Source organism: Mycobacterium sp. (assembly GCF_036488105.1).
Classification (GTDB): domain Bacteria; phylum Actinomycetota; class Actinomycetes; order Mycobacteriales; family Mycobacteriaceae; genus Mycobacterium.
Map to the genome: position 1 here is coordinate 1 of NZ_DASXHW010000489.1, position 20,007 is coordinate 20,007.

At 64.8% G+C, this 20,007-nt stretch carries 20 protein-coding genes and 1 pseudogene; 11 read left to right on the forward strand and 10 right to left on the reverse strand.

What is annotated here, in order from left to right; translation table 11 throughout:
• Positions 1–1,401 (reverse strand): aldehyde dehydrogenase (locus VGH54_RS25510; RefSeq protein ID WP_331514916.1); only part of this gene is annotated, 1,401 nt, incomplete at its 3' end.
• Between the two features lie 78 nt (positions 1,402–1,479).
• Here VGH54_RS25510 and VGH54_RS25515 point away from each other — a divergent pair.
• Genes VGH54_RS25515 through VGH54_RS25525 form a run of 3 tightly spaced genes read left to right on the forward strand, consistent with a single transcriptional unit; the run spans position 1,480 to position 3,737 of the window.
• Entirely contained in the window at positions 1,480–1,902 is a 423-nt protein-coding gene (locus VGH54_RS25515) for an FAS1-like dehydratase domain-containing protein (protein ID WP_331514917.1), read from the forward strand.
• The gene (locus tag VGH54_RS25520) at positions 1,899–2,384 is read left to right on the forward strand and encodes a MaoC/PaaZ C-terminal domain-containing protein (protein WP_331514918.1); all 486 of its coding nucleotides are present in this window, start codon (positions 1,899–1,901) and stop codon (positions 2,382–2,384) included. The genes VGH54_RS25515 and VGH54_RS25520 overlap by 4 nt, the downstream gene beginning before the upstream one ends.
• Before the next feature lie 12 nt (positions 2,385–2,396).
• The gene (locus VGH54_RS25525) at positions 2,397–3,737 is read left to right on the forward strand and encodes a TetR/AcrR family transcriptional regulator (RefSeq protein WP_331514919.1); all 1,341 of its coding nucleotides are present in this window, start codon (positions 2,397–2,399) and stop codon (positions 3,735–3,737) included.
• 12 nt (positions 3,738–3,749) lie between these two features.
• Here the strand turns inward: VGH54_RS25525 and VGH54_RS25530 are convergent, their stop codons facing one another.
• The 4 genes from VGH54_RS25530 to VGH54_RS25545 form a co-directional block, all read right to left on the reverse strand.
• Complete coding sequence (locus tag VGH54_RS25530) at positions 3,750–4,940, reverse strand: CaiB/BaiF CoA-transferase family protein (RefSeq protein ID WP_331514920.1); 1,191 nt, start codon at positions 4,938–4,940, stop codon at positions 3,750–3,752.
• 73 nt (positions 4,941–5,013) lie between these two features.
• Positions 5,014–5,877 carry a 3-carboxyethylcatechol 2,3-dioxygenase gene (locus VGH54_RS25535; protein WP_331514947.1) on the reverse strand — a complete coding sequence of 288 codons (864 nt, stop codon included), beginning with the start codon at positions 5,875–5,877 and terminating at the stop codon, positions 5,014–5,016.
• Positions 5,878–5,943: 66 nt separating this feature from the next.
• Complete coding sequence (locus VGH54_RS25540) at positions 5,944–6,111, reverse strand: DUF7156 family protein (protein ID WP_331514951.1); 168 nt, start codon at positions 6,109–6,111, stop codon at positions 5,944–5,946.
• A 16-nt stretch (positions 6,112–6,127) separates the two neighbouring features.
• The gene (locus VGH54_RS25545; RefSeq protein WP_331514921.1) at positions 6,128–7,042 is read right to left on the reverse strand and encodes a spirocyclase AveC family protein; all 915 of its coding nucleotides are present in this window, start codon (positions 7,040–7,042) and stop codon (positions 6,128–6,130) included.
• Between the two features lie 446 nt (positions 7,043–7,488).
• Here VGH54_RS25545 and VGH54_RS25550 point away from each other — a divergent pair.
• Positions 7,489–8,181 (forward strand): annotated as a pseudogene (locus VGH54_RS25550) (spirocyclase AveC family protein); the annotation flags it as partial.
• 144 nt (positions 8,182–8,325) lie between these two features.
• Here the strand turns inward: VGH54_RS25550 and VGH54_RS25555 are convergent.
• Complete coding sequence (locus tag VGH54_RS25555; protein WP_331514923.1) at positions 8,326–8,916, reverse strand: TetR family transcriptional regulator; 591 nt, start codon at positions 8,914–8,916, stop codon at positions 8,326–8,328.
• Between the two features lie 168 nt (positions 8,917–9,084).
• Between VGH54_RS25555 and VGH54_RS25560 the strand changes: the two genes are divergently transcribed.
• Positions 9,085–10,263, forward strand: coding sequence for a cytochrome P450 (locus VGH54_RS25560; RefSeq protein ID WP_331514924.1), 1,179 nt, complete (start codon positions 9,085–9,087; stop codon positions 10,261–10,263).
• Positions 10,264–10,270: 7 nt separating this feature from the next.
• Here VGH54_RS25560 and VGH54_RS25565 read toward each other — a convergent pair whose 3' ends face one another.
• A complete protein-coding gene (locus VGH54_RS25565; RefSeq protein ID WP_331514925.1) occupies positions 10,271–11,191 on the reverse strand; it encodes a TIGR03619 family F420-dependent LLM class oxidoreductase in 921 nt (306 codons plus the stop codon).
• 154 nt (positions 11,192–11,345) lie between these two features.
• On the opposite strand from VGH54_RS25565, the gene VGH54_RS25570 reads away from it, so the two are divergent.
• Genes VGH54_RS25570 through VGH54_RS25585 form a run of 4 tightly spaced genes read left to right on the forward strand, consistent with a single transcriptional unit; the run spans position 11,346 to position 15,435 of the window.
• Complete coding sequence (locus tag VGH54_RS25570; protein ID WP_331514926.1) at positions 11,346–11,711, forward strand: hypothetical protein; 366 nt, start codon at positions 11,346–11,348, stop codon at positions 11,709–11,711.
• A 10-nt stretch (positions 11,712–11,721) separates the two neighbouring features.
• Positions 11,722–13,872, forward strand: coding sequence for an acyl-CoA dehydrogenase (locus VGH54_RS25575; protein ID WP_331514927.1), 2,151 nt, complete (start codon positions 11,722–11,724; stop codon positions 13,870–13,872).
• A gap of 13 nt (positions 13,873–13,885) precedes the next feature.
• Positions 13,886–15,022 (forward strand): thiolase C-terminal domain-containing protein, encoded by a 1,137-nt coding sequence (locus tag VGH54_RS25580; protein WP_331514928.1) that lies wholly within the window; start codon positions 13,886–13,888, stop codon positions 15,020–15,022.
• Positions 15,019–15,435 carry a Zn-ribbon domain-containing OB-fold protein gene (locus VGH54_RS25585; protein ID WP_331514929.1) on the forward strand — a complete coding sequence of 139 codons (417 nt, stop codon included), beginning with the start codon at positions 15,019–15,021 and terminating at the stop codon, positions 15,433–15,435. Before VGH54_RS25580 ends, VGH54_RS25585 begins: the two co-directional genes overlap by 4 nt.
• A gap of 7 nt (positions 15,436–15,442) precedes the next feature.
• Here the strand turns inward: VGH54_RS25585 and VGH54_RS25590 are convergent, their stop codons facing one another.
• The 3 genes from VGH54_RS25590 to VGH54_RS25600 all read right to left on the reverse strand — a co-directional run bounded on the left by VGH54_RS25590 (position 15,443) and on the right by VGH54_RS25600 (position 17,931).
• Positions 15,443–16,561, reverse strand: a complete 1,119-nt coding sequence (locus VGH54_RS25590) for a phosphotransferase (RefSeq protein ID WP_331514930.1) — start codon at positions 16,559–16,561, stop codon at positions 15,443–15,445.
• A gap of 84 nt (positions 16,562–16,645) precedes the next feature.
• Positions 16,646–17,119: a Zn-ribbon domain-containing OB-fold protein gene (locus tag VGH54_RS25595; protein WP_331514931.1), complete on the reverse strand. Its 474-nt coding sequence runs from the start codon at positions 17,117–17,119 to the stop codon at positions 16,646–16,648.
• Positions 17,116–17,931 carry an SDR family NAD(P)-dependent oxidoreductase gene (locus VGH54_RS25600; RefSeq protein ID WP_331514932.1) on the reverse strand — a complete coding sequence of 272 codons (816 nt, stop codon included), beginning with the start codon at positions 17,929–17,931 and terminating at the stop codon, positions 17,116–17,118. The genes VGH54_RS25595 and VGH54_RS25600 overlap by 4 nt, the downstream gene beginning before the upstream one ends.
• A 118-nt stretch (positions 17,932–18,049) precedes the next feature.
• Between VGH54_RS25600 and VGH54_RS25605 the strand changes: the two genes are divergently transcribed.
• Together VGH54_RS25605 and VGH54_RS25610 are read left to right on the forward strand one after the other, a co-directional pair.
• Complete coding sequence (locus VGH54_RS25605; RefSeq protein WP_331514933.1) at positions 18,050–19,489, forward strand: fatty acid--CoA ligase family protein; 1,440 nt, start codon at positions 18,050–18,052, stop codon at positions 19,487–19,489.
• A 60-nt stretch (positions 19,490–19,549) separates the two neighbouring features.
• The gene (locus VGH54_RS25610) at positions 19,550–19,969 is read left to right on the forward strand and encodes a DUF732 domain-containing protein (protein WP_331514934.1); all 420 of its coding nucleotides are present in this window, start codon (positions 19,550–19,552) and stop codon (positions 19,967–19,969) included.
• Positions 19,970–20,007 lie beyond the last annotated feature (38 nt).

The following is a 20,007-nucleotide window of genomic DNA, read 5'->3' on the forward strand; positions in this document are numbered from 1 at the left end:
CCCCTCGCGGCCGATGCCGGACTGCTTGAATCCGCCGAACGGGCTGGCGAAGTCGAGCACCGCAGTCGAGTTGACGGCTACCGAACCCACCAGCAGCCGGGCCGCCACTGCCGCCGCCCGTTCCTCGTCGGCAGACCACACCGCGCCGACCAGGCCGTAGCGGGAGTCGTTAGCGATGGCCACCGCGTCGTCGGCGGTGTCGTCGTGGGCGATCACGACCGCGACCGGACCGAAGACCTCCTCGCGGGCGATCTCCATGTCGTTCGTCGCCGCGACGAGCGCGGGGGAGACGAACCATCCGGGGCGGTCGGGTCGCTCACCTCCGGCCAGGATGGCGGCGCCGTCGCCCGGCGCGCGCCGCAGGAACCCCTCGACCCTGTCGCGCGCGGCCTCGTTGATCAGCGGGCCGACATCGGTGGCCCGGTCAGCGGGATCTCCGACGACCAGACCGGCGACCGCGGAGGTGAGTGCGGCCACGAACTCGTCATACCGGCTGCGCGGCAACAAGATACGGGTCAGTGCGGCGCATAGCTGACCATTGTTGCCCATCACACCGGCGACCAACCCGGGCAGCGTCGTCTCCAGTGGTGCGTCGGGCAGCACGATGGCGGCAGACTTTCCGCCCAGCTCGGTGCTGCAGCGGCGGATGCGGGAGCCGCACGACGCCGCAATCTGTGAGCCGACGGCCGTCGACCCGGTGAAGCTGATCTTGTCGACGCCTGGATGATCGGTCAGCAGCTCGCCGGTTTTGGCACCGCCGTTGACGACATTGACCACTCCATCGGGCAATCCGGCTTCCTCGATCGCCTCCATCAGCATGCCGAATTCGAGCGGGGCGTCAGGCGATGGCTTGAGCACCACCGTGCAACCCGCGGCAAGGGCAGGGCCGAGCTTCAGCGCGGAGATGAACAGCGGCGTATTCCACGGCACGATGGCGCCGACGACGCCGACCGGAAGCTGACGCACCTCGACGGTGCCTCCGGTCATGGAAGCCCGCCTCGACGAGAAGGGATAGTCCGGGGCGATTGCCGCATAGGCGCGTAGCACGCCGACCGCGGTGATGACCTGGCCGAACGTGCTCCAGGATCGCGGCGAGCCGATCTCCGCGGTCGTCAGGTCGGCCAGTTCGCCTTTGCGTGCGTTCAGCGCATCGGCGAGTCGGCCCAGCGCTGCGCCGCGATCGGCGGCGGGCACCCGCCCCCAGTCCGGCAGTGCGCCGCGGGCGGCCGCGACCGTGGAGTCCACTTCGGCCGCGCCGGCAACACCCACGGAGCCGAGCAGCTCGCCGGTGCTCGGCGACGTCACGTCCAATGTCCCGGCGTGCGCATCCGACACCCATTTGCCTGCGACATAGCTCGCCGCCAACTCGACCATGGCCACCGATTCTGGCAGCAATGTCATCTTTCGACAAGCAGCTTATTGGTGATGAAGCGACTTTTCAGTTCCGGTTCTGCAGATTTTCTGACAGTATTGGTCACTATGACTGCATCGCCCGACGCCTACGCCGGACGGCCGTGGGTGCTGGTCGTCGAGCGTGGCAAGATCGCCGAGTTCGCCGATGCCATGTTGTGCGACGATCCCGCCTACCGTGGTCCGGACGCGATCATCCCGCCGACGTTCCTGACTACCGCCGGCCGCTGGGCACCGGCCGGCGTCCGGGTCGACGTGGGGTTCGACCGCAAGCGCCTGCTGCACGGCGAGCAGGAGTACATCTTCCACGGCGATCTGCCCGCCACCGGGGATGTCCTGACGGCGCACGAGAGGGTCGTCGACCGGTACTCGAAACCGGGCAAACGCGGGGGCACAATGCGTTTCGCGACCGTGGTCACCGAGTACCGCGACACTCGGGGAGCACTCGTCGCCGAGGCCAAAGCCACCTTCATCGAAACGGCCCCCCGATGAGCCCCGCCGACGGCGCAGGAGCGCAGCTGACGGCGACCACCGCGTTGAGTGTCGGCACGCAGGCGCCGGCTCGCGATTTCGGACCGCTGACCCGGCAGATGTTCGTCCGCTACGCGGGCGCGTCCGGAGACCTCAACCCCATGCATTACGACGATCAGCTCGCGCGGTCCGCCGGCTACCCCTCGGTGTTCGCGCAGGGCATGTTCTCTGCGGCGCTGCTGGCCGGGTTCGCCACCGACTGGCTGGGCGCGGGCAGCGTGCGCCGTTTTGGCGTCCGGTTCCGCGAGCAGGTCTGGCCGGGCGATGTGCTGACCTGTTCGGGCACGGTGACCGCGGTGTCTGCGGAGTCCGACGCGAACCGGGTGAGCGTGGAGTTGACCGCCACCCGGCAGACGGGCGGTGTGGCGATCACCGGCACCGCGGAGTTTCTCCTCTCGCGAAACGCCGGTGGGCGCGACGCGGGCACCCGAGATCGGCCATAGGCTTAACTCGCTATGTCCGAAGCCTCGATCGTCCGCCGGGCCAGTTACGGCCCCTCCAGCCCCGCCGTGGGCGCTCGCGGCGCCACCACCCGAGGCCGGATCACCGAGGTCTCGCTCGAGTTGTTCGGCAGGGTCGGGTACTTCGACACGTCGGTCGACGCGATCGCGAAAGCAGCCGGGGTATCCCGGGCCACCCTCTACCAGTACTTCAAGGGCAAGGACGAGATCTTCCTCGAGCTGCTCAACGAATGTGGCAGCGCATTGTTTCGGGTGGCCCGGCGCATCGGTGCGCTCGGGCCGGACGAGGTGGGTTTCGACAACCTGAACTGGTGGCTGGGCGAATGGAGCTGGGTTTTCGACAAGTACTCCACGATGTTCGTGCAGTGGACGGCGATCGCTTCGTCTGACACCAAGGTGCGTCCCGAAATCACCCGGTTCGTGCGCAGTTACAACCATCGTGTCGCCGAGCGGCTCGCCGCGTCGGGCCTGAAGGGTCTGGACCCGGAAGTCGCGGCCATGACGATGACCGCGCTGGTGCACCGCATCAATCTGTTCGTGCACACCGACCGCGCCTACGGCCGCAGCGCCAAGGACGCGGTTGACACGTTGTCGGTCTTCCTGCAACTGATGTTGTTCCCCGACACCCCGCCATCCGTGTTGACCTCGCTAGGTCTGCACGCCAGCGCCGACCCCGCGGCTGAGGTGGACGCGGTCGCAGTGCCCCCGGCACCGGACGTCGAAGGGCTGTCGGTCAGCGAGCGCACCGCGAGCCTCAGCAAGCGGGCCGTCATCACGGTGAATGCTTTGGCCGATGCCGGCGCCGCTCAATTCCGTGCGCGGGGCTACCGCAGCACCAGTGTCGATGACATCGTCGAGTCGGCCAACGTGGCGCGAGGCACGTTCTACAAATACTTCAGCGACAAGCAGGATCTGCTCGCCGCCGTGGCCGCCGAAATCTACGGCGCTGGAATGGCATTCGCCCACCGGATCGCTGACGTCGATCCGGTGGCCAAGAAGTCGACTCTCCGGCAGTGGCTGGGCACCTACGTCGAGTTCTACGACCGGTATTCGGGTTGCATCGAGGCATGGGCGGAGGGCACTACCGACGATCCCACCATCGTGAGCATCGGAGAGAACGGACAGGTCCAGATGGATATCGGTGCGGCCAGGATGCTGATCCGCGGACCGGATCGGTACCCGTTCGATCCGGTGGTCTCGGCGCTGATCCTGCGAGCGCTCGTCACCCGGGTGCCGCAGGCCGCTCTCGATCTACCCGACCCGATTGACGACGACGATCTGATCGATGTGTTGATGACCTGCATCAATCGCGGGTTCTTCGGACGCACGAAGTAGTCGGGTCGTGCGCTACGCGGTCGTGACACCCGCGGCGATGAGTTCATCGATCGTCGGCGCTGAATATCCCAACTCGCGCAGGATCTTTCGGTTGTGCTCGCCCAGCGCGGGCACGTCACCGATCAGCGGATCGACGCCGGCCAGGGCAGCGGGCGGCGGCAGCGCGGCGGCCGGACCGCCCGGCGTCTGAATCTCGTGCCACCGGTCCCGGCCGACAAGTACCGGATGCAGCCACAACTGGTCGACACCGTTCATGCGCGCGTGTGCCACGCCCGCGCTCTGCAGGCGCTCCTCGAGTTCCCCCGCGCTCAGCCGGGCCGTCACGGACGTGATGATCGCCTCCAACTCGTCGCGGTTCGCAACCCGATCCGGGTTCGTAGCGAACCGCGGGTCTGCGACGAGATCCGTTCTGTCCAAGACGGTCTCGCAGAGCCGTTGCCACTCGGCGGGGTTCTGCACGGCGAGCAACACTGTTCCGCCGTCGCCGGCCAAGAACGGGCCGTACGGGGCGATCGTCGGATGCCGCGCACCCGTGCGGGGCGGCGCCGTTCCGCCGTACCTGCCGTAGTAGAGCGGCTGGGACATCCACTCAACCAAGGCGTCGAACAGCGACACCGACACCGGATGTACCGCACCGGTAGTGGCGCGGGTGTAGAGCGCGGTGAGGACTCCGGAGAAGGTGAACATGCCGGCGGCGACGTCGGCGATCGACACACCGGTGCGCGCCACCTCGGCCGGCGAGCCGGTCACCGACAGAAGCCCAGCCTCGGCTTGTACCAGCAGGTCGTAAGCCTTGCGGTCGCTCCAAGGGCCGTCTTGACCGTAGCCGCTGATCGTCGCCGTGATGATCTGCGGATGCGTGCGGGCCACCGATTCGGCATCCAATCCCATCCGAGCCGCAGCACCCGGCGCGAGATTCTGCACCAGCACGTCGGCGCCCTCCAGCAGACGCTCAACGATGCGTCTGCCCTCGGGTTGCTTGAGGTCCACGGTCAACGACTCTTTGCCGCGATTCAGCCAGACGAAGTAGCTCGACTCCCCGTGCACCGTCCGGTCATAGCCGCGGGCGAAATCGCCGCCCTGCGGCCGCTCGACCTTCACCACCCGCGCGCCCAGGTCGGCGAGCTGGCGGGTCGCATATGGTGCCGCGACTGCCTGCTCGAGGCTCACCACAGTGATGCCCGTCAACGGAGCATTCGTCAATTCTGGCCCATTCCTGAAACTAATGACGGCAATGTCAGATCAAAGCTAGCAGCCTCCTGAATCCCGCCGCTGATCAAGACGAAGCGGCGACCGCCATCCCGGTGATCCATTCCGGCACGGGCTCATAAACCAACGGCGTGACCGGCCGCCCACCGCCCGCAGCGCCCGCGGCAAGCCAGGTCCTGACCTCATTGGCGCCCGCGCCCGCACGGGCGTGAGCGTTGTCGACGAGTCGAATCAGTGCAGCGACATCCCAGTTCGACATCGCGTCCAATACCTCGGCGTCCCAGTCGGGACGGATCTTCGTGCGCGCCTCCGCCATACCCTCGGCGATGATCCGCGCCCGGTCCTCGTCGCTGATGTCGTAGGTATCGACCTCAAGACTTGGGGGTGAATGCGACAACCCTCCGGTGCCGATCACCAGCACCCGCTCCGCGATGCCGTCGAGGAACCGGCCAACCTCGGTACCGAATTCAGCCACCCGGCGGCCGGTCGGAAGTGGAGCCGTGGCACAGTTCACCGGCACTGGGATGACCGGCTTGACCGACAACTCCCCGAGAAGATCCCGAACGGGTTGGGCGAACGCGTGATCCAGTCCGATATCACGACACGCGGCGACGTCGAATCCCGCTGACAGCAGGTGCTCACACAGTCGGCGTGCCAGCTCGGACGGGACGTTCAGGTCGCCGGCCGGATGGCCGCCCTCGGCCAGAATCGACGCGGACAATGCAACCCCGAACGCCGGCACTACATGGCGAAACGCGCGCCGGTGGTCGCCGCCGAACACAATCACCACGTCGGGATCGAACTGCTGTGCTCGCGCCGCCGCTGACGTCAGCGCCGAGCGGAACCGGCGACCGAAGGCGTGCTCGACGTCGCGTTCCTTGCCCGGGCTGTGACTTGCGCAGACAACCAGCCGCTCAGGCGTCACGTCCATCACCTCCGCTAGAAGTGACACCAATGTTAGATGAGTCTGGGTGGGGTGGCGAAACCCGCCGCCGCGTCACACCGTGACGACGATGCCTTGGGTCAGGGCCACGATGACGCCGAGGATCACGATGAACGTCACGCTTCCTGCGACGAGCCGGATCGTTTCTCGCGTCAGCGCGTCGTTGGTCTGCGGAGGAAGAAAGAATTCCGCGGGCATCTCATTCATACGGTCACTTGCCACCAGGTCTCCCTCTGGATCACGGAATGTAAGGGCTGTCGGCGCCAGTCACCGCGCGCAGCACTACGAGCGGGATGATGAGAAAGACAAAGAAGGTGACCTGGAAGACGATGAACCAGGCGCCCAGTCGCATGAGTTCGAAGCGCCATCGCGGAATCACCACTTCGTAGTTGAGGTAGTCGTCGAATTCCTGCTGCTTGGTCGAGACCAATTCCTTGATGGCAACGGCTGTCCCGCCTCGACTTTCGGTTCCGCCGGGCGGCGGCAACGTGGTGCGTGGGACGGTGAAACGATCCAATCGGCAGAATCGCTCGAAATGGTTGAGGCCGCGAATCGGTGGTTTACCGGCCCAATAGGCGATCAGGTTGGGCCACACGCACATGATGCCGATGGTCCAGAGCAAGGTGATGCGACCGCCGTTGCCCCACTGGAGAACGGGCCCGATGCCGGGATCGTACGTCCACCATCCCATCGCCGTGGCGGTGCCCTCGACGGCGAAGTCCCAGACGTAGTTGACCGGAATCGCAAGCACCACCATGGATTTGAGCATGCTCCAACCGAACCGCGCGGACACCCATTGACTCAGCCACAACACCAGGATCGCGTGTACTCCCCAGTACACCGCGTACGCGAACGGCATGAACAGCGGATCGTTGGGAGTCTTGATCGGCAGCCACTCGAGTAGATGGTGTTGCGCAAACGCCGGACTGTAGAACAACATCTGGCCCCAGTCGCCGACGGTCTCCATCCAGTACACCGCAAGGCTGTTGAACAGGAACAGGAAGCCCCAGGTCAGGCGCCGCCGCCGGATGACATCGGCTACCGCCAGAACAATGAAGACGCTGCCGGCGATCGGTATCACCCAGTTGAAGAACCAGACCCCGGATGGGTCGAGGGTTGCTGGTGGTGCCAATTGTGACGTGGCGAAAAGCATCGTTGCCTCTCGACGAGCAAGTGAGGGAGCGGGCTCCAGCACGTTCAGGCGATCTTTCTACATGTGTAACCTAGTTCACTATATCTGGTTTGTCACCAGAATCTGTGATGGAGGGTGTTGCTCGCCGCGCTGATGAACCGGCTGTACCGATAGCCGCACCCGCATCTGCAGCCGGACGTTGACACTGTGACAGTGAACTGTCATCTTTGGTTTGGTCATGTCAAAGGAGCTGCGCCGTGACGGATCTGAAGTCCCCTAGCCAGGCAGAGCTGTCTGCCATGGAAATCGCACGGATCAAGACCGTTCGGCCAGTGCTGTTCTGGTCGAGCCTCGGCGCGGTATGCGTCGTGATCGCCGCCTACGTCTACATCTCATGGATCGCGTCGGGCAATGCAACCCCGGTGAATCCAGGTCCCGACCCGATCCCCGGAGCGACCCGATGGGCGATGACCGCCTTCCAAATCGCTTGCCCAATCCTGGCATTGGTCGCGATCGGCTACGTAATCCGTAAGAGCGTGCGCGAGCGTCAACTCTGCGTCGAAGCGGCCATCGTGATCGGATCGGCGATCGCGTGGTGGCATGACCCGCTGATCAACTGGTTCCAGCCAGCACTGTTCTACAACGCCGGCCTGGTGAACTTTGGCAACTGGACCCAGAACATCCCCGGCTGGTTGAGTCCCGACGGTCGATTGATGGCCGAACCGGTGCTGATGATCGGAATGATCTACGTCTGGATGCCGCTGGCGATGGGCTCGCTCGCCCGCTGGGCGATGGGTCGCGCCAGGCATCGGTGGCCGGCACTGGGACCCGTCCGTACCTTCTGCGCCGGGTGGCTCACGGTCTACGTGATCGAGTTTCCACTCGAGATCTTTGCGGTGCGCCACGGTCTGCTCGGTTATCCGGCGTCGATTCCCGGCGTCACGTTGTGGGCCGGTCAGACCATCCAGATTCCGCTGTACGGCCCCGTCCTATGGTCGCTGGTGCTGAGTTCGAGTGGTGCGCTGATGTTTTTCCGAAACCGCGACGGCAGGATCCGGGTGGAGACGGGTGTGGAGACTCTGCGGTGGACCGGTCCATGGGTCAGGGGACTGCTCAGAGTGCTGGCGGTCACCGGCTTTCTGCACGTGGTGGCGATCGGTGTGTACGACGTGCCGGTGAACCTCGCCGGGTTCTACGCCGGTCCGACCCAGAACTACCCGAGCTATCTGCGTACGCAGTACTGCGGACCGGGAACGCCCCGGCACTGCCCCGATGGCACCCGGATGGCCGATCGCTAGGTCGCGCTACTTCAGGACCGCGGGCAGGGCGGCGAACTCCTGGCGGATCAGGTCGTCGAGCGAGCGGCCCGGCGTCGCCAACCACTGGTTGAGGGCCCGCTCGACCAGCAACATGCCGACCGCCGCCAATAGCCGGCATTCGCTATCGGGTGCCGGCAATCGGCGGCGTTCGGCGATCACCTTGGCGACGGTCTCGGCGTTGGCCTCGTGGTTTCGGCGTTCGCGGCCCACCAGCACCAGCGACGACGCGACCGCCTCGTGGTACTGCGCGATCCTTTTACGGATGCGCTTGAGGCCCGGCGCCAGCAGGGCGAACGAATTCGCCAACGCCTCGAAATCTGACACCTTCTCCGGTTGAGCGAGGTAGACGCCACTTACGGCGTCGATGAAGTCGTACTCACCGAAGAAGAGCACCGACTCTTTGGTGGGGAAGTAGCGGAAGAAGGTTCTCGGTGAGACGCCGACGCTCTCGGCGATCTGGTCCGTGGTGGTCTCGTCGTACCCGTTGGTGCTGAAAAGATTCAGGGCCGCGTTCAGCAGAGCATTCCGGATCCGGTCCGCGTGCTCGTCGCGCGGTGATCGGTCGCCCCGGGCCATCGGCCAACCTCCTCATACGTACGGGTGTCCTGACAGTACAACGGCCACGGGTGCCGGCACATCGTTGACACCCGCCGTGGTACCGACGATACTTCGAATATATGACAGTGCACTGTCAAAATGGTACGTCGGCACCGGTCGGCGCGTGCAGAGAGGATCTCCGTCTCGATGACCGATCTAGGCGTGACCGGAACACTGAATATCAACGATCTGCCCTTTGCGGAGGACCGTACCCGCGCCTGGCGGGAGCTACGGGAGGCGGGCCAGGCGGTGAGGTCGGGTGACGAGGTTGTACTGACCAGCGCCGAGGCCGTCGAGTTCGCGGCCAAGAGGCCTGAGATCTTTTCGTCGGCAAGAGCTTTCGACCGTCTGGGAAGCCCCGTTCCGCTGGTGCCGATCGCGATCGATCCACCGGATCACACCCGGTTCCGCCGAATGCTCGATCCGTTCTTCAGCCCAAAGAAGATGGCCGAACGTGAGCCGGAACTACGCAGGCAGGCAGGTGAATTGATTGACGCTATCGTGGTGCGCGGCGAGTGCGACGTGGTAACCGATCTCGCCACGCCGTTTCCTTCCCAGGTCTTTTTGACGTTGTTCGGGCTGCCCATGGCGGACCGCGACCGGCTGGTGCGGTGGAAGGATGCGATTCTGCAATTCACCGATCCGAGTAGCACCGAAGCCACCCCGGAGGTGATGGCTCACGCGCTGGAGTTGTTCACTTATCTGACCGAGCACATCGCTGAGCGGCGCGCCGATTCGACCGGCAGCGACATGCTCACCGAGCTGATTCAAGACACCGGCGAAGGCGGCATGTCGGACGACGAAATCCTCGGCCTGTGCTTCATGTTCGTGCTGGCCGGGCTGGACACCGTCACCTCTGCCGTCGGATTCTCCCTCGCCAGGCTGGCCGCCGACACCGAGATGCGCCGCCGTGTCGCGAACGACTTCACGCTCATTCCGGCATTCATCGAGGATATTTTGCGCGTCGACGGACCTGTCCCGTTCGCGCCACGTGTCACCACCGAGGAGGTCGAGGTGGCGGGCAGGCTGGTGCCCAAGGACACCACGGTCATGCTCAGTTATGGCAGCGCGGACCGTGATCCGCAGCGGTATCAGGATGCCGATGAGGTTCATCTCGACAGCAAGGTCGTGCACTTTGCGTTCGGCCGTGGTCCGCACCGGTGCCTGGGTTCGCATTTGGCGCGTCTCGAACTCCGACTGATCCTCGAGGAATGGCATTCCCGCATACCCGAATACACTCTGGCTCAAGGTAAGCCACCACAGATGCCCTGGCCGACCGGGACGATGTCGTTGCAATCAGTCCCGCTGAACTTCAAGCCGTCATAGCGGGTCGTCATCCGACCTTCGGGATGATTTCCTCGGCCACCCACTGCATGTGGTCGAGATAGGCATTAAGTCCTTCCAGCGCAGGCGGATTGACCCAGGTGTCCGTGACGCCGCGCTCGGCGAGCATGTTGCAGTTGTCGATCACCTGCTGGGCGTTCTGGCCGAAATGCGCGTTGGGGTCGTCGACGATGGCGTGCTCTTCGCCGATGGACAGCACCGCCAGGCTGTAGAACAGCGAGAACGGCCGGTCGTCAAACCCCGGCTGCGAGCGCAAGTAGTCCAGCTTGGCCGGCAGTTCGTCGGGCTTCGTCAGCCATGGCGCCCAGCCGTCGCCGAACTTGGCCGCCCGGCGCAGCACCGCGTCGGCATCCCCGCCCATCCACACCGTCGGGTGGGGTTTGGAGATCGGCTTGGGCCCGAACGCGATGTCGCCGAACTTGACGAACTCGCCGTCGAAGTTCGGCGAATCGCTGTGCCACAACTCGAACATCGCCTCGAGACACTCGTCCGCGATGCGGCCACGCTTGGAGAAGGGTACGCCGATCGCGTCGTATTCCTCTTTGAGCCAGCCGACACCGACGGTGGTCTGGGCCCGACCGCCACTCAGCCAGTCGAGCGTCGCGATCTGCTTCGCGGCGATGATCGGGTTGTGTAGCGGCAGGATCGTGACCATCGAACCGATGGTGATTTTCGACGTGGCGCCGGCGACGAAGGCCTGGGCGGTGGTCGCTTCGAAGTAATGATCTCCGGAGAACTCGAGATGACTAGTCGGAGTGAGGAAGTGCTCGGGCAAGAAGACCATCGAAAAGCCCAGTTGCTCGGCGCGTTGGGCCACTCGGGCGATGTCGGTGCCGGTGAGTTGGTGTTCCCACGGCTGCGTGATCGCGGCAACGTGCATGCAGTTGGGGAGGTTGACGGCGAATCTCATCTGGCGCCTTCCGTTCATGGTCCGGTGGTGACTGGGGAACCCATGGCGCCCGGACCGCGGCGCCATATGGCAGGTAATAGGATGGGCCATGTTGACTATGACAGTCAACTGTCATAGTGTGACGTATCCCTGGCCGTTGCGAAAGGCGTGTGGCGTGGCTCCGAACCTTTTCATAGCGCTCACCAACCCGATCGAGGGTGAAGACGATGCCTTCAACAAGTGGTACGACGCTCAGCACGTGCCCGAGGTTCTCGACGTACCGGGGGTGGTTGCGGCGCAGCGTTACGACATCACCGAACTGCACGTGCCGGACGACGAGGACCTGCCGGCTCAGCTACCGCCGCCGACGCACCGTTACATGGTGATCTATGAGCTGGACAACGAGCCCGATGTCGTGATGGCGGAATTCCTGAAGCGTGTGATGGCCGGAACGCTGTCATTGGGGGAGTGGCTCGATCTGAACACGGTGTCCCTCACTGGCTGGGCACCGCGCGGCGAACGCGTGCTGGCAGACCGGTAGAGGGCTGCCAATGCCATTGGCGATAACCGAGGATCACCGCGCACTCGCCCAAGTGGCGAACGCGATGGTGGCCGGGCGTGCGGGCACAGCGGGTGCCCGCCGGATTCTCCTTGACCGCGAAAAGACCGGCCGGTGGTGGTCTACCGACGGACTCTGGAAAGAGATCGTCTCGACTGGGTGGCTTGGCCTGCACGTCGACGAACAGTTCGACGGTCAGGGTTATGGACTGCCTGAACTGACCATCGTGCTGGAGCAACTCGGTCGCGCGGCGGTGGGTGGACCTTTTCTGCCCACGGTCGTGGTGTCCGCGGTGATCGCCGAAGCAGGGACCGACGGCCAGCGCGAGCGGTGGTTGCCGCGGCTGGTGTCCGGTGATGTGGTCGCGGGCGTCGGCACGAACGGCGATGCCTCCGTTCGTGATTCGACGGTTTCCGCCGCTGGAGTGCCGGCATTGGCCGAGGCAGGCGCTGACCTGTTCCTGCTTCCCGCCGGCGACGACCTCGTCCTGGTGCAGGCCGGTGACGGTGTCAGTATCCGAACCTTCGACTCGGTGGACCGGCTGCTTGCCCCGGTGGTAGTGGTCAGCCTCAGCAGCGTGCCTGCTGCCGAGATTTTCCCCGGCGCGACCGGGATAGCGACGCGCATTCTTCGGCTGCTGGCCGCGGCCGAAGCGGTTGGCGGGCTGGGCGCCTGTACCGAGATGGCGACGGCCTACGCCGTCGGTCGCGAGCAGTTCGGCAGGCCTATCGGCTCGTTCCAGGCGGTAAAACATCACTGCGCGAACATGCTCGTCGATACCGAGCTCGCAACCGCCGCGACGTGGGACGCCGCACGCGCCGTTGGCGCGGAGGCTGAGTTGGCTGCGACGATGGCTGCCGGACACGCGCTGACCGCTTACCAGCGGGTGGCGCTGCAAAACGTGCAGGTGCACGGCGGCATCGGCTATACCTGGGAGCACGACGCTCACCTCTACATTCGACGAGCCGCCATCCTGCAGGCCTTCGCCGGCGATCAGGATGCGCTGCGGGACAAGGTGATCGCGCTACAGCGCGACGGCGTGCGCCGGCGACAGTCTGTAGACCTGCCCGAGGGCGCCGAACAATATCGTCAGGCAGCACTGGATTTTCGGGCCGAACTGGAGGCCTCCGACGTCGACGACCGCCAACGGCTCTGGGCGCGCAGTGGCTATCTGCAACCACATTGGCCCGCGCCGTATGGACGGGCTGCGGACAGCGTCGAGCAGTTGATCATCGAGGACGCTCTTGACGGGTTGGACAAACCGAGCCTGGGCCTCGGCGAATGGGTGGTGCCGACGCTGCTACAGCACGGGAGTGCCGAGCAGGTCGACCGATTGATCTGGCCGAGCCTCGAGGGTGAGCTGCGGTGGTGCCAGCTGTTCAGTGAGCCCGGCGCAGGCTCGGATGCGGCGGCGGTTGCCACCAAGGCCAGGCGGGTCGATGGCGGTTGGGTGGTCTCTGGACAGAAAGTGTGGACCAGTGATGCGGTGAACTGCCAGCGCGGGCTGGCCACGGTGCGTACCGATCCGAATGTAGGCAAGCACAAAGGCATTACGGCGATGATCATCGACCTCAACGACTCGGCGGTGCGGATCCACCCGCTCACCGAGATCACCGGCGAGACGCTGTTCAACGAGGTCTTCTTCGACGACGTGTTCGTCCCCGATGGCGATGTGGTCGGCGCCGTCAACGACGGCTGGAGCGTGGCGATGGCGGCCTTCGGCAACGAGCGGGTGTCGATCGGAGGTGGCTCGGTCACGATGACCGCCGACGCTTTGATCGATCTGCTGGCACGGCATCGGCCCGACGACGGTAGCGTTGCCCGCGAGGTCGGCGCACTGTTGATCGAGTCGTACACCTTGGCCACGCTGAATCTGCGGCAGGCCGCCCGGGCCGTCTTTGACGCCGGGCCAGGAATCGAAGGCAACATCGCCAAGCTGTTCGGGGCCGAGCACGCTCAGCGGGTGGCAGAGTTGGCATTGCGCATCGCCGATCAGGCCATCCTCGTCGGCGAGGAACCCGACGTCGTGCACGACTTTCTGTTCAGCCGGTGCCTGACGATCGCGGGCGGCACGTCGGAAATCGTCAGAAACCTGATCGCCGAGCGCATTCTGGGATTGCCGCGCGATCCACCGCCCAAGTAGATCGGAGCCCCATATGACCTGCGCCGTCGTCGGGATCGGCCGTACGGAGTACTCCCGTAACTCCGGCCGCACGACCCGCGGGATGGCCGTGGCCGCCTGCCGCGATGCCATCGCCGATGCAGGCCTCACGCCGGCCGACGTCGACGGTATCTGCACTTTCATGGCCAACGACTCCGAGCAGCCGATCTTCGTCGGGTGGGCACTGGGTATCGACGAATTGGCTTGGGCCAACGCCATGTACGGCGGCGGCAATCTCGTGGCTGACCAAATCGCCACCGCCGCTGCGGTCATCGAGGCCGGTATGTGCAAGGCCGTGCTGGTGTACCGGTCGCTCAATGGCCGGTCGGGCTACCGGTTCGGCCATGTCGAGGGACCAATGCAGGTGCAGCACCACGACCAGTTCGACACGGCGTCCGGTTTCATGGTGCCGCCGCAGTGGTTCGCGATGTGGGCCCGTCGCCATCAGCATGAGTACGGCTCCACCAGCGAGGATTTGGGGCACATCGCGATCACTCAGCGTAATCATGCGGGGCCCAACGAGCACGCTCTGCGACGCGAACCGCTGACCATGGATGACTACCTCGCGGCGCGCTGGATCAACGAGCCGTTCCGGGTACTGGATTGCACATCGGAGGTCGACGGCGCGGTAGCGGTGCTGATTGTAGGTGAGGATCTTGCCCGCAATACCAAGCAGCCCCCGATGTGGCTGGTCGGATCGTCGAATTCGCAGGGCGGGGCCGGCTGGAGCGAGTGGGACGACCCCACCGAGATGTATTCGCGCACAGCAGGTCCAAGGATCTGGGAGAAGACAGGCCTGAATCCCGCCGATATGGACGTGGCATGCATGTACGACTGCTTCACCTACACCGTGATGGCCACCATGGAGGGCTTCGGCTTCTGCGAGAAAGGCGAGGTGGGCAAGTTCTTCTCGACCGGACGCGCCACCTACGGCGGTGACGTAGTGGTCAACCCGCACGGTGGACTGCTGTCCGAGGGCTACATCCACGGCCTTAACCACCACTACGAGGCGGCGCTACAACTGCGCCACGCGGCCGGTGTGCGGCAGGTTGAGGACGCCCAACTGGCACTGGTGACTGCGGGCGGCGGGCCCTTCGGCGGTGCGAACGTCTACAGCAGGGAGCACCCATGACGAATCCCGCACTGGCGGCACCGGTTCCGGTGCCCGACCCGGATTCGGCGCCGTATTGGCAGGGTCTCAAGGATGGCAAGTTGATGCTGTGCCGCTGCGACGACACCGGGAAATGGATCCACCCGCCGCTGGAACGCAGCCGGTACACCGGTGGTCCCGTGCACTTCGAGGAAGTGAGCGGGGACGGCACGATCTTCAGTTACATCGTGGTCCGCCAGGCCCTCGTTCCCGGCCGGGTGCCGCCGTACGTCGTCGGGCTCGTCGAACTGGTGGAGCAGCCGGGCCTACGGATCAACGCGGTCATCGATGCGGATCCGGCCGATGTCCGAATCGGTCAGCCGGTGCAGATGCGCATCGTCGACCTCGGCGAAAGCGGTTATCGGATACCCGAATTCGTCATCAACGAGGTGTAGACAGCAGTCAGCTCAACAACGTCCCGGTGCCCAGGTCGGAATAAGCCTGAGCGAAGCGGTCGAGCACCGCGCCGACGACCTCGACCGAATACATCTGGTCGGGTGCGATCGCCCACATGCAGAACCCCCAGGCCGGGCTCTCGCGATAAGCGGTCCACATCGCCTCGCGGGTGGGTACCGAGGTGACGCCGGCGTCGAGCAAACGACCGCGGTAGTTGTCCAGCAACTCACGCTCGTGCGCCCGCCGAAGCTCCGGGGATAGCGCGGCGATCAACGCATAGCCAATGTCGTGTGACCACGAGCCGCGCCGAATCAGTTGCCAGTCAAGGACACCCATTCGGCCGTCGGGCAGCACATACGTGTTGCGCGGATGCGGGTCGCCGTGCAGCACTGTGATCGGGTCGCGAGCCACCCGCTCCTGGAGGCTCCAGAACGCCGACTCCATCCCGTCCATGTCGGTGCCCGCGGTATCCAGGAGGGCCTTCTTGTAGGGGGCGTCCATCAGTCCGCGGATTATCGCAAACCCGTTGTCGCGCAGAAAGTCTGCAAATCCACCTGTGACGGGATCCTGTAGCCAGGACAGGTCGCCGCCGTCGACCAGTCGTCGGCTGCCCCAGAACGGAGCGTGCAGTTGGCTCAATGTGGCGAGCAGCGCGTCGGCCTGCTCGACGGTAAGGCCGGCCACCGCGTCGGGGACCTGCGCGCCGCGCAAGGTGATGTCCTCGCCGAGGATCAGGAATTGCGATGGACCGTCGAGGTGGTCGGCGAAGTAGGTCGTCATGGTCTCGACGTTCAGGTCCGGACGCAGGTCGCGGTAGAACTTGGTCTCGTCGTCGTATAGAACAGTCCCACCACCACCTTCGGACAACGATTCGTCGAATGCCTCCGGCAGGTCGTGCACCGTTGTCAGTTGAGTTTTGATGAAGAGCCGCCGCGGAAGTCGGGCATGCGAATCGGCGTACTTCACGTCGAGGTGCAGGTGCGATGTGGTGCCCTGCCAGGTGCGTCCAATTGTGACGCCGGTGACCGTCGCGTCGGGATCGTGTCGGCGTAGTAGCGACGTCAGGACGTCGGGCGTGATGTCGTCGGCGGACTGAAGCGTGACGTGCATGGCTTGGCCGGTCATCACAATCCTCGTCTGTGAGTTCACAGTATGACAGTTGACTGTCACGTTAGCACCGAAGCCCAGGGGCCGAGCCGGTTTGGCGCTCTACGTCGACTCAACTGGACGAAATAGTGGCAGCCATACTCGACTGTCGTCCTCGCCCGACAGGACGGTCCAGTCCTCGAAGAAGACCTCGACGGCCATCCCGACGCTGATGTCGTCCGGCGCAACGTCGACCACGTTGGAAATCAGCCGAGTATCGGGCTCCTCGGCCAGCTCCACCATCGCCACAATGTAGGGCGGTTCGAAACCCGGAATCCAGTTCTGGCGGTTGACCGTATACGCCGCCACGGCTGCCCGCCCGGAGACGGGTTCTGGTGCCACGTCGGTGCTGCGACAGCGCCAGCAGGCCGGACCCGGCGGGTGGAAGAAGTGGCCGCAGCCGTGGCACCGGGTGATCACTAACTCGCCGTTGCGCCCACCTGTCCAGAACGCAACGGATTCGGCGGTAGGGCTGGGCGCCAGTCGCAACTGGGGACGGCGGTAAGCACTGTCCGTCGAATCGATGTCAGCTGTCATGATTCCTGCCACTGACAATCGGTCAACTCTGCGGAGAGCTCCCAAAGTCGTCGTGCGCTATCCCCGTCGCACGCCTTGTCTCTGAGCTTGGTGGGCTTCGGTCTGCCCCACTGGTGCATCAGTCCACGCGGCGCGATGTAGGTGCCGTTAGGCAACGTGGTCGTGATCGCCTGAATGGTCGAACGGGCGCCGTCGGCTGGGCTCTGCGCGATGCGCGGCGAGAGCACCCTGCCCGCCCACTGCAATACGCCCGAACCGTTACGGGTGATCCCGGTGTCGGTCATGCCGGGATCCGAGGCATAGGCGGTCTTGCCACGCGCGACCAATTCCCGCACGAACAGCAGGTTCGCCAGCTTGGATTCCCCATAGGCCGACCACGGGTTGTAGCGGCGATGGTGGTAATTGAGGTCGTCGAAGTGCATGCGGGCGGTGTTGTAGTTGGTGCTGGCCACCGCCACGACGCGGTCGCGGATCCGGTCGCCGAGCAGGCATGTCAATGCGAAGTGGCCGAGGTGGTTGGTGCCAATGTGAGCCTCAAAGCCGTCCGCCGTGCGGGTCAGCGGCAAGCCCAGCACGCCGGCGTTGTTCACCAGCACGTCGACCCAATCGACGGTGTCGGCGAACTTGCGCACGCTGGTGAGGTCGGCCAGATCCAGCTCACGAACCTCAACATCGCCGGGCATCGACGCCGCGGCCTCGTGCGCCTTTGCCGGGGTCCGGCAAGCGAGCACCACTTCGTGACCGGCGGCGGCCATCGCATGCGCGGTCGCCTTCCCGACGCCACTGTTTCCGCCGGTGACAATGATCCGCACGTCGCCGTGCCCTCCTTCGCGACAATTCACTCAAACAGTAAACTATTTATCGCTTTGATGAAACGGCCAGGAGAGATGTGATAGCTACTAACCCGACGAGTCCGCTAAAACCGCTCGTATGACGTGGCTCGAGCGGATTTGCGCAGTCCACGAACGCAGTGAACGTCCAGCGGTCATCGGCGAAGTGGGCTCCGTGACTGGCGGTCAACTGCTGGGAAAGGCCGTCGCCGCCGCGGACCTGCTCGCCGAACTCGATGTGCAGGCAGGCCAGCCGATCCCCGCGTTGCTCACCACCAACGCCCGTGCGCTTGCACTGCTGTTAGGCGGTGCCGCGGCCAACAGACCGCTCGCTCCGCTCGGGCCGCGACAAACTCCCATGGAGCTGGCTGAGACGGTGCGTCGGAGTGGTTCCTCAGTCCTGCTCGCGGAGGCCGCGTTCGCCGAGACAGCTCGACAGGTTGCGGACGCGGCTGGGGTAGCGGCGGTGACGGTACCTTTCTTGCCGGTCTCGAGCCGTCCGCTGCATCCAGAGCCGGGTCCCACGGCGATCTGCCTGCACACTGCGGGAACGACCGGAGCTCCCAAGCTGGTTTCGCTGACCGATTCAGTGCTCGATGCCCGCGCCGAGCTGTTGCGCCGTCTGATAGGCATCGGCCCCGACGACCGCTACGCGACCGGCTCGCCGCTGCATCACATGGGCGGACTAGGCAACGTTCTAGTGGCCCTCACCGCCGGGGCGGCGGTCATCTGCACCACCAGATTCTCCTTCGATTGGTGGCGCAACCTGGAGCAGCTCGATGCCACACATTGCCTGCTCGTACCGACCATGATCGAAATGTTGCTCAGCGAGGGACTTCTCGACGCAGTTCCGCTGAAGACGTTGATCTATGGCGCCTCGCCGATCACCGTCGAGACGTTGCGGCGCGTCCTTGACGTCCTGCCAGACGTCTCGATGGTCAGCCTCTACGGCCAGACCGAAGGCAGCCCGATCACCAGCCTGGGCCCAGACGATCATCGATTGGCTGCGGTCGATAAACCCGACATTCTGCACACCGTCGGCCGGCCGGTGAGCGGCCTTCGTCTGCAAATCGACCAGCCGGACGCGGCCGGAATTGGCGACGTGTTCGCCGCCGCGGCGCACCTTTCCGTCCAGGCCGACGACGGGTGGCTGCACACCGGTGATCTGGGCGTAGTGGATGCCGCCGGTTATCTCCGTCTTTGCGGTCGTCGTAACGACATGGTGATCCGCGGCGGGGAGAACGTCTATCCGGTGGAAGTCGAGAATGCGCTCAGCGCCCACCCCGCGGTCGCAGCGGTCGGCGTTGTTGGCGTGCCGGATCCGCGTCTCGGAGAAACCCTGGCCGCCTTCGTGGTCCCGACGGCCTCGGCGCATCCGCCGCGGCCCGAGGAACTGAGTTCTTTCGCCCGCGTCAAGCTCGCCGGCTTCAAGATCCCGCAGTATTGGTACTCGGTCGCCGAGTTGCCGCTCAATAGCGCAGGCAAGGTCGTTCGCGCGCAGCTTCGGGATTCACACCTGGAGCGCCAGCACAGTGAGTGAAGTGAGGCTGTGCACCGAATCGCTGGTTCTTATCCGTTATATAGTTTAACGTCTCAATTTATGTCGATCGCCGTGCAACCGGGTCACATGAATAGTCGGAAGTCGCTGTGCGCTGTGATCGCCGCCGCGGCTGTCGTCGGCGGGCTTCCGCTGGCGCCGGCACCGCGAGCGCACGCCGCTCCAAATCCTGAAGTCGAGTACGTCTACGACATGACGGTGCGGCGGCAATACAACTTTCCGAATAATGACTCGCTTGCCTATGGCCATGGAATCTGCGACAAGGTCGGTCAGGGCGAAGGGTACGGACAGGTCATCGGCGACGTGAAGCGGGACGTGACTCCCAGCGATCAGTTCGCGGCCAATTACGTTGTCGGTTATGCGGTCAATTTGCTTTGCCCTGAACTGATCTGGCAGTTACGGAACTCATCGGGCGGCTACATACCGCCGGACGGCGCGCCCCAGTACAGCACCTATTACTGAGGCTTCGGGGTGGCTGAGCACACCAGGCTCCGTCGTCT

Coding starts and splice junctions, on each gene's coding strand:
- VGH54_RS25515 (WP_331514917.1), top strand. CDS start 1,480: ATGACTGCATCGCCCGACGCCTACGCCGGACGGCCGTGGGTGCTGGTC.
- VGH54_RS25520 (WP_331514918.1), top strand. CDS start 1,899: ATGAGCCCCGCCGACGGCGCAGGAGCGCAGCTGACGGCGACCACCGCG.
- VGH54_RS25525 (WP_331514919.1), top strand. CDS start 2,397: ATGTCCGAAGCCTCGATCGTCCGCCGGGCCAGTTACGGCCCCTCCAGC.
- VGH54_RS25535 (WP_331514947.1), bottom strand. CDS start 5,877: ATGGACGTGACGCCTGAGCGGCTGGTTGTCTGCGCAAGTCACAGCCCG.
- VGH54_RS25545 (WP_331514921.1), bottom strand. CDS start 7,042: ATGCTTTTCGCCACGTCACAATTGGCACCACCAGCAACCCTCGACCCA.
- VGH54_RS25555 (WP_331514923.1), bottom strand. CDS start 8,916: ATGGCCCGGGGCGACCGATCACCGCGCGACGAGCACGCGGACCGGATC.
- VGH54_RS25560 (WP_331514924.1), top strand. CDS start 9,085: ATGACCGATCTAGGCGTGACCGGAACACTGAATATCAACGATCTGCCC.
- VGH54_RS25565 (WP_331514925.1), bottom strand. CDS start 11,191: ATGAGATTCGCCGTCAACCTCCCCAACTGCATGCACGTTGCCGCGATC.
- VGH54_RS25575 (WP_331514927.1), top strand. CDS start 11,722: ATGCCATTGGCGATAACCGAGGATCACCGCGCACTCGCCCAAGTGGCG.
- VGH54_RS25580 (WP_331514928.1), top strand. CDS start 13,886: ATGACCTGCGCCGTCGTCGGGATCGGCCGTACGGAGTACTCCCGTAAC.
- VGH54_RS25585 (WP_331514929.1), top strand. CDS start 15,019: ATGACGAATCCCGCACTGGCGGCACCGGTTCCGGTGCCCGACCCGGAT.
- VGH54_RS25590 (WP_331514930.1), bottom strand. CDS start 16,561: ATGACCGGCCAAGCCATGCACGTCACGCTTCAGTCCGCCGACGACATC.
- VGH54_RS25595 (WP_331514931.1), bottom strand. CDS start 17,119: ATGACAGCTGACATCGATTCGACGGACAGTGCTTACCGCCGTCCCCAG.
- VGH54_RS25605 (WP_331514933.1), top strand. CDS start 18,050: ATGACGTGGCTCGAGCGGATTTGCGCAGTCCACGAACGCAGTGAACGT.
- VGH54_RS25610 (WP_331514934.1), top strand. CDS start 19,550: ATGTCGATCGCCGTGCAACCGGGTCACATGAATAGTCGGAAGTCGCTG.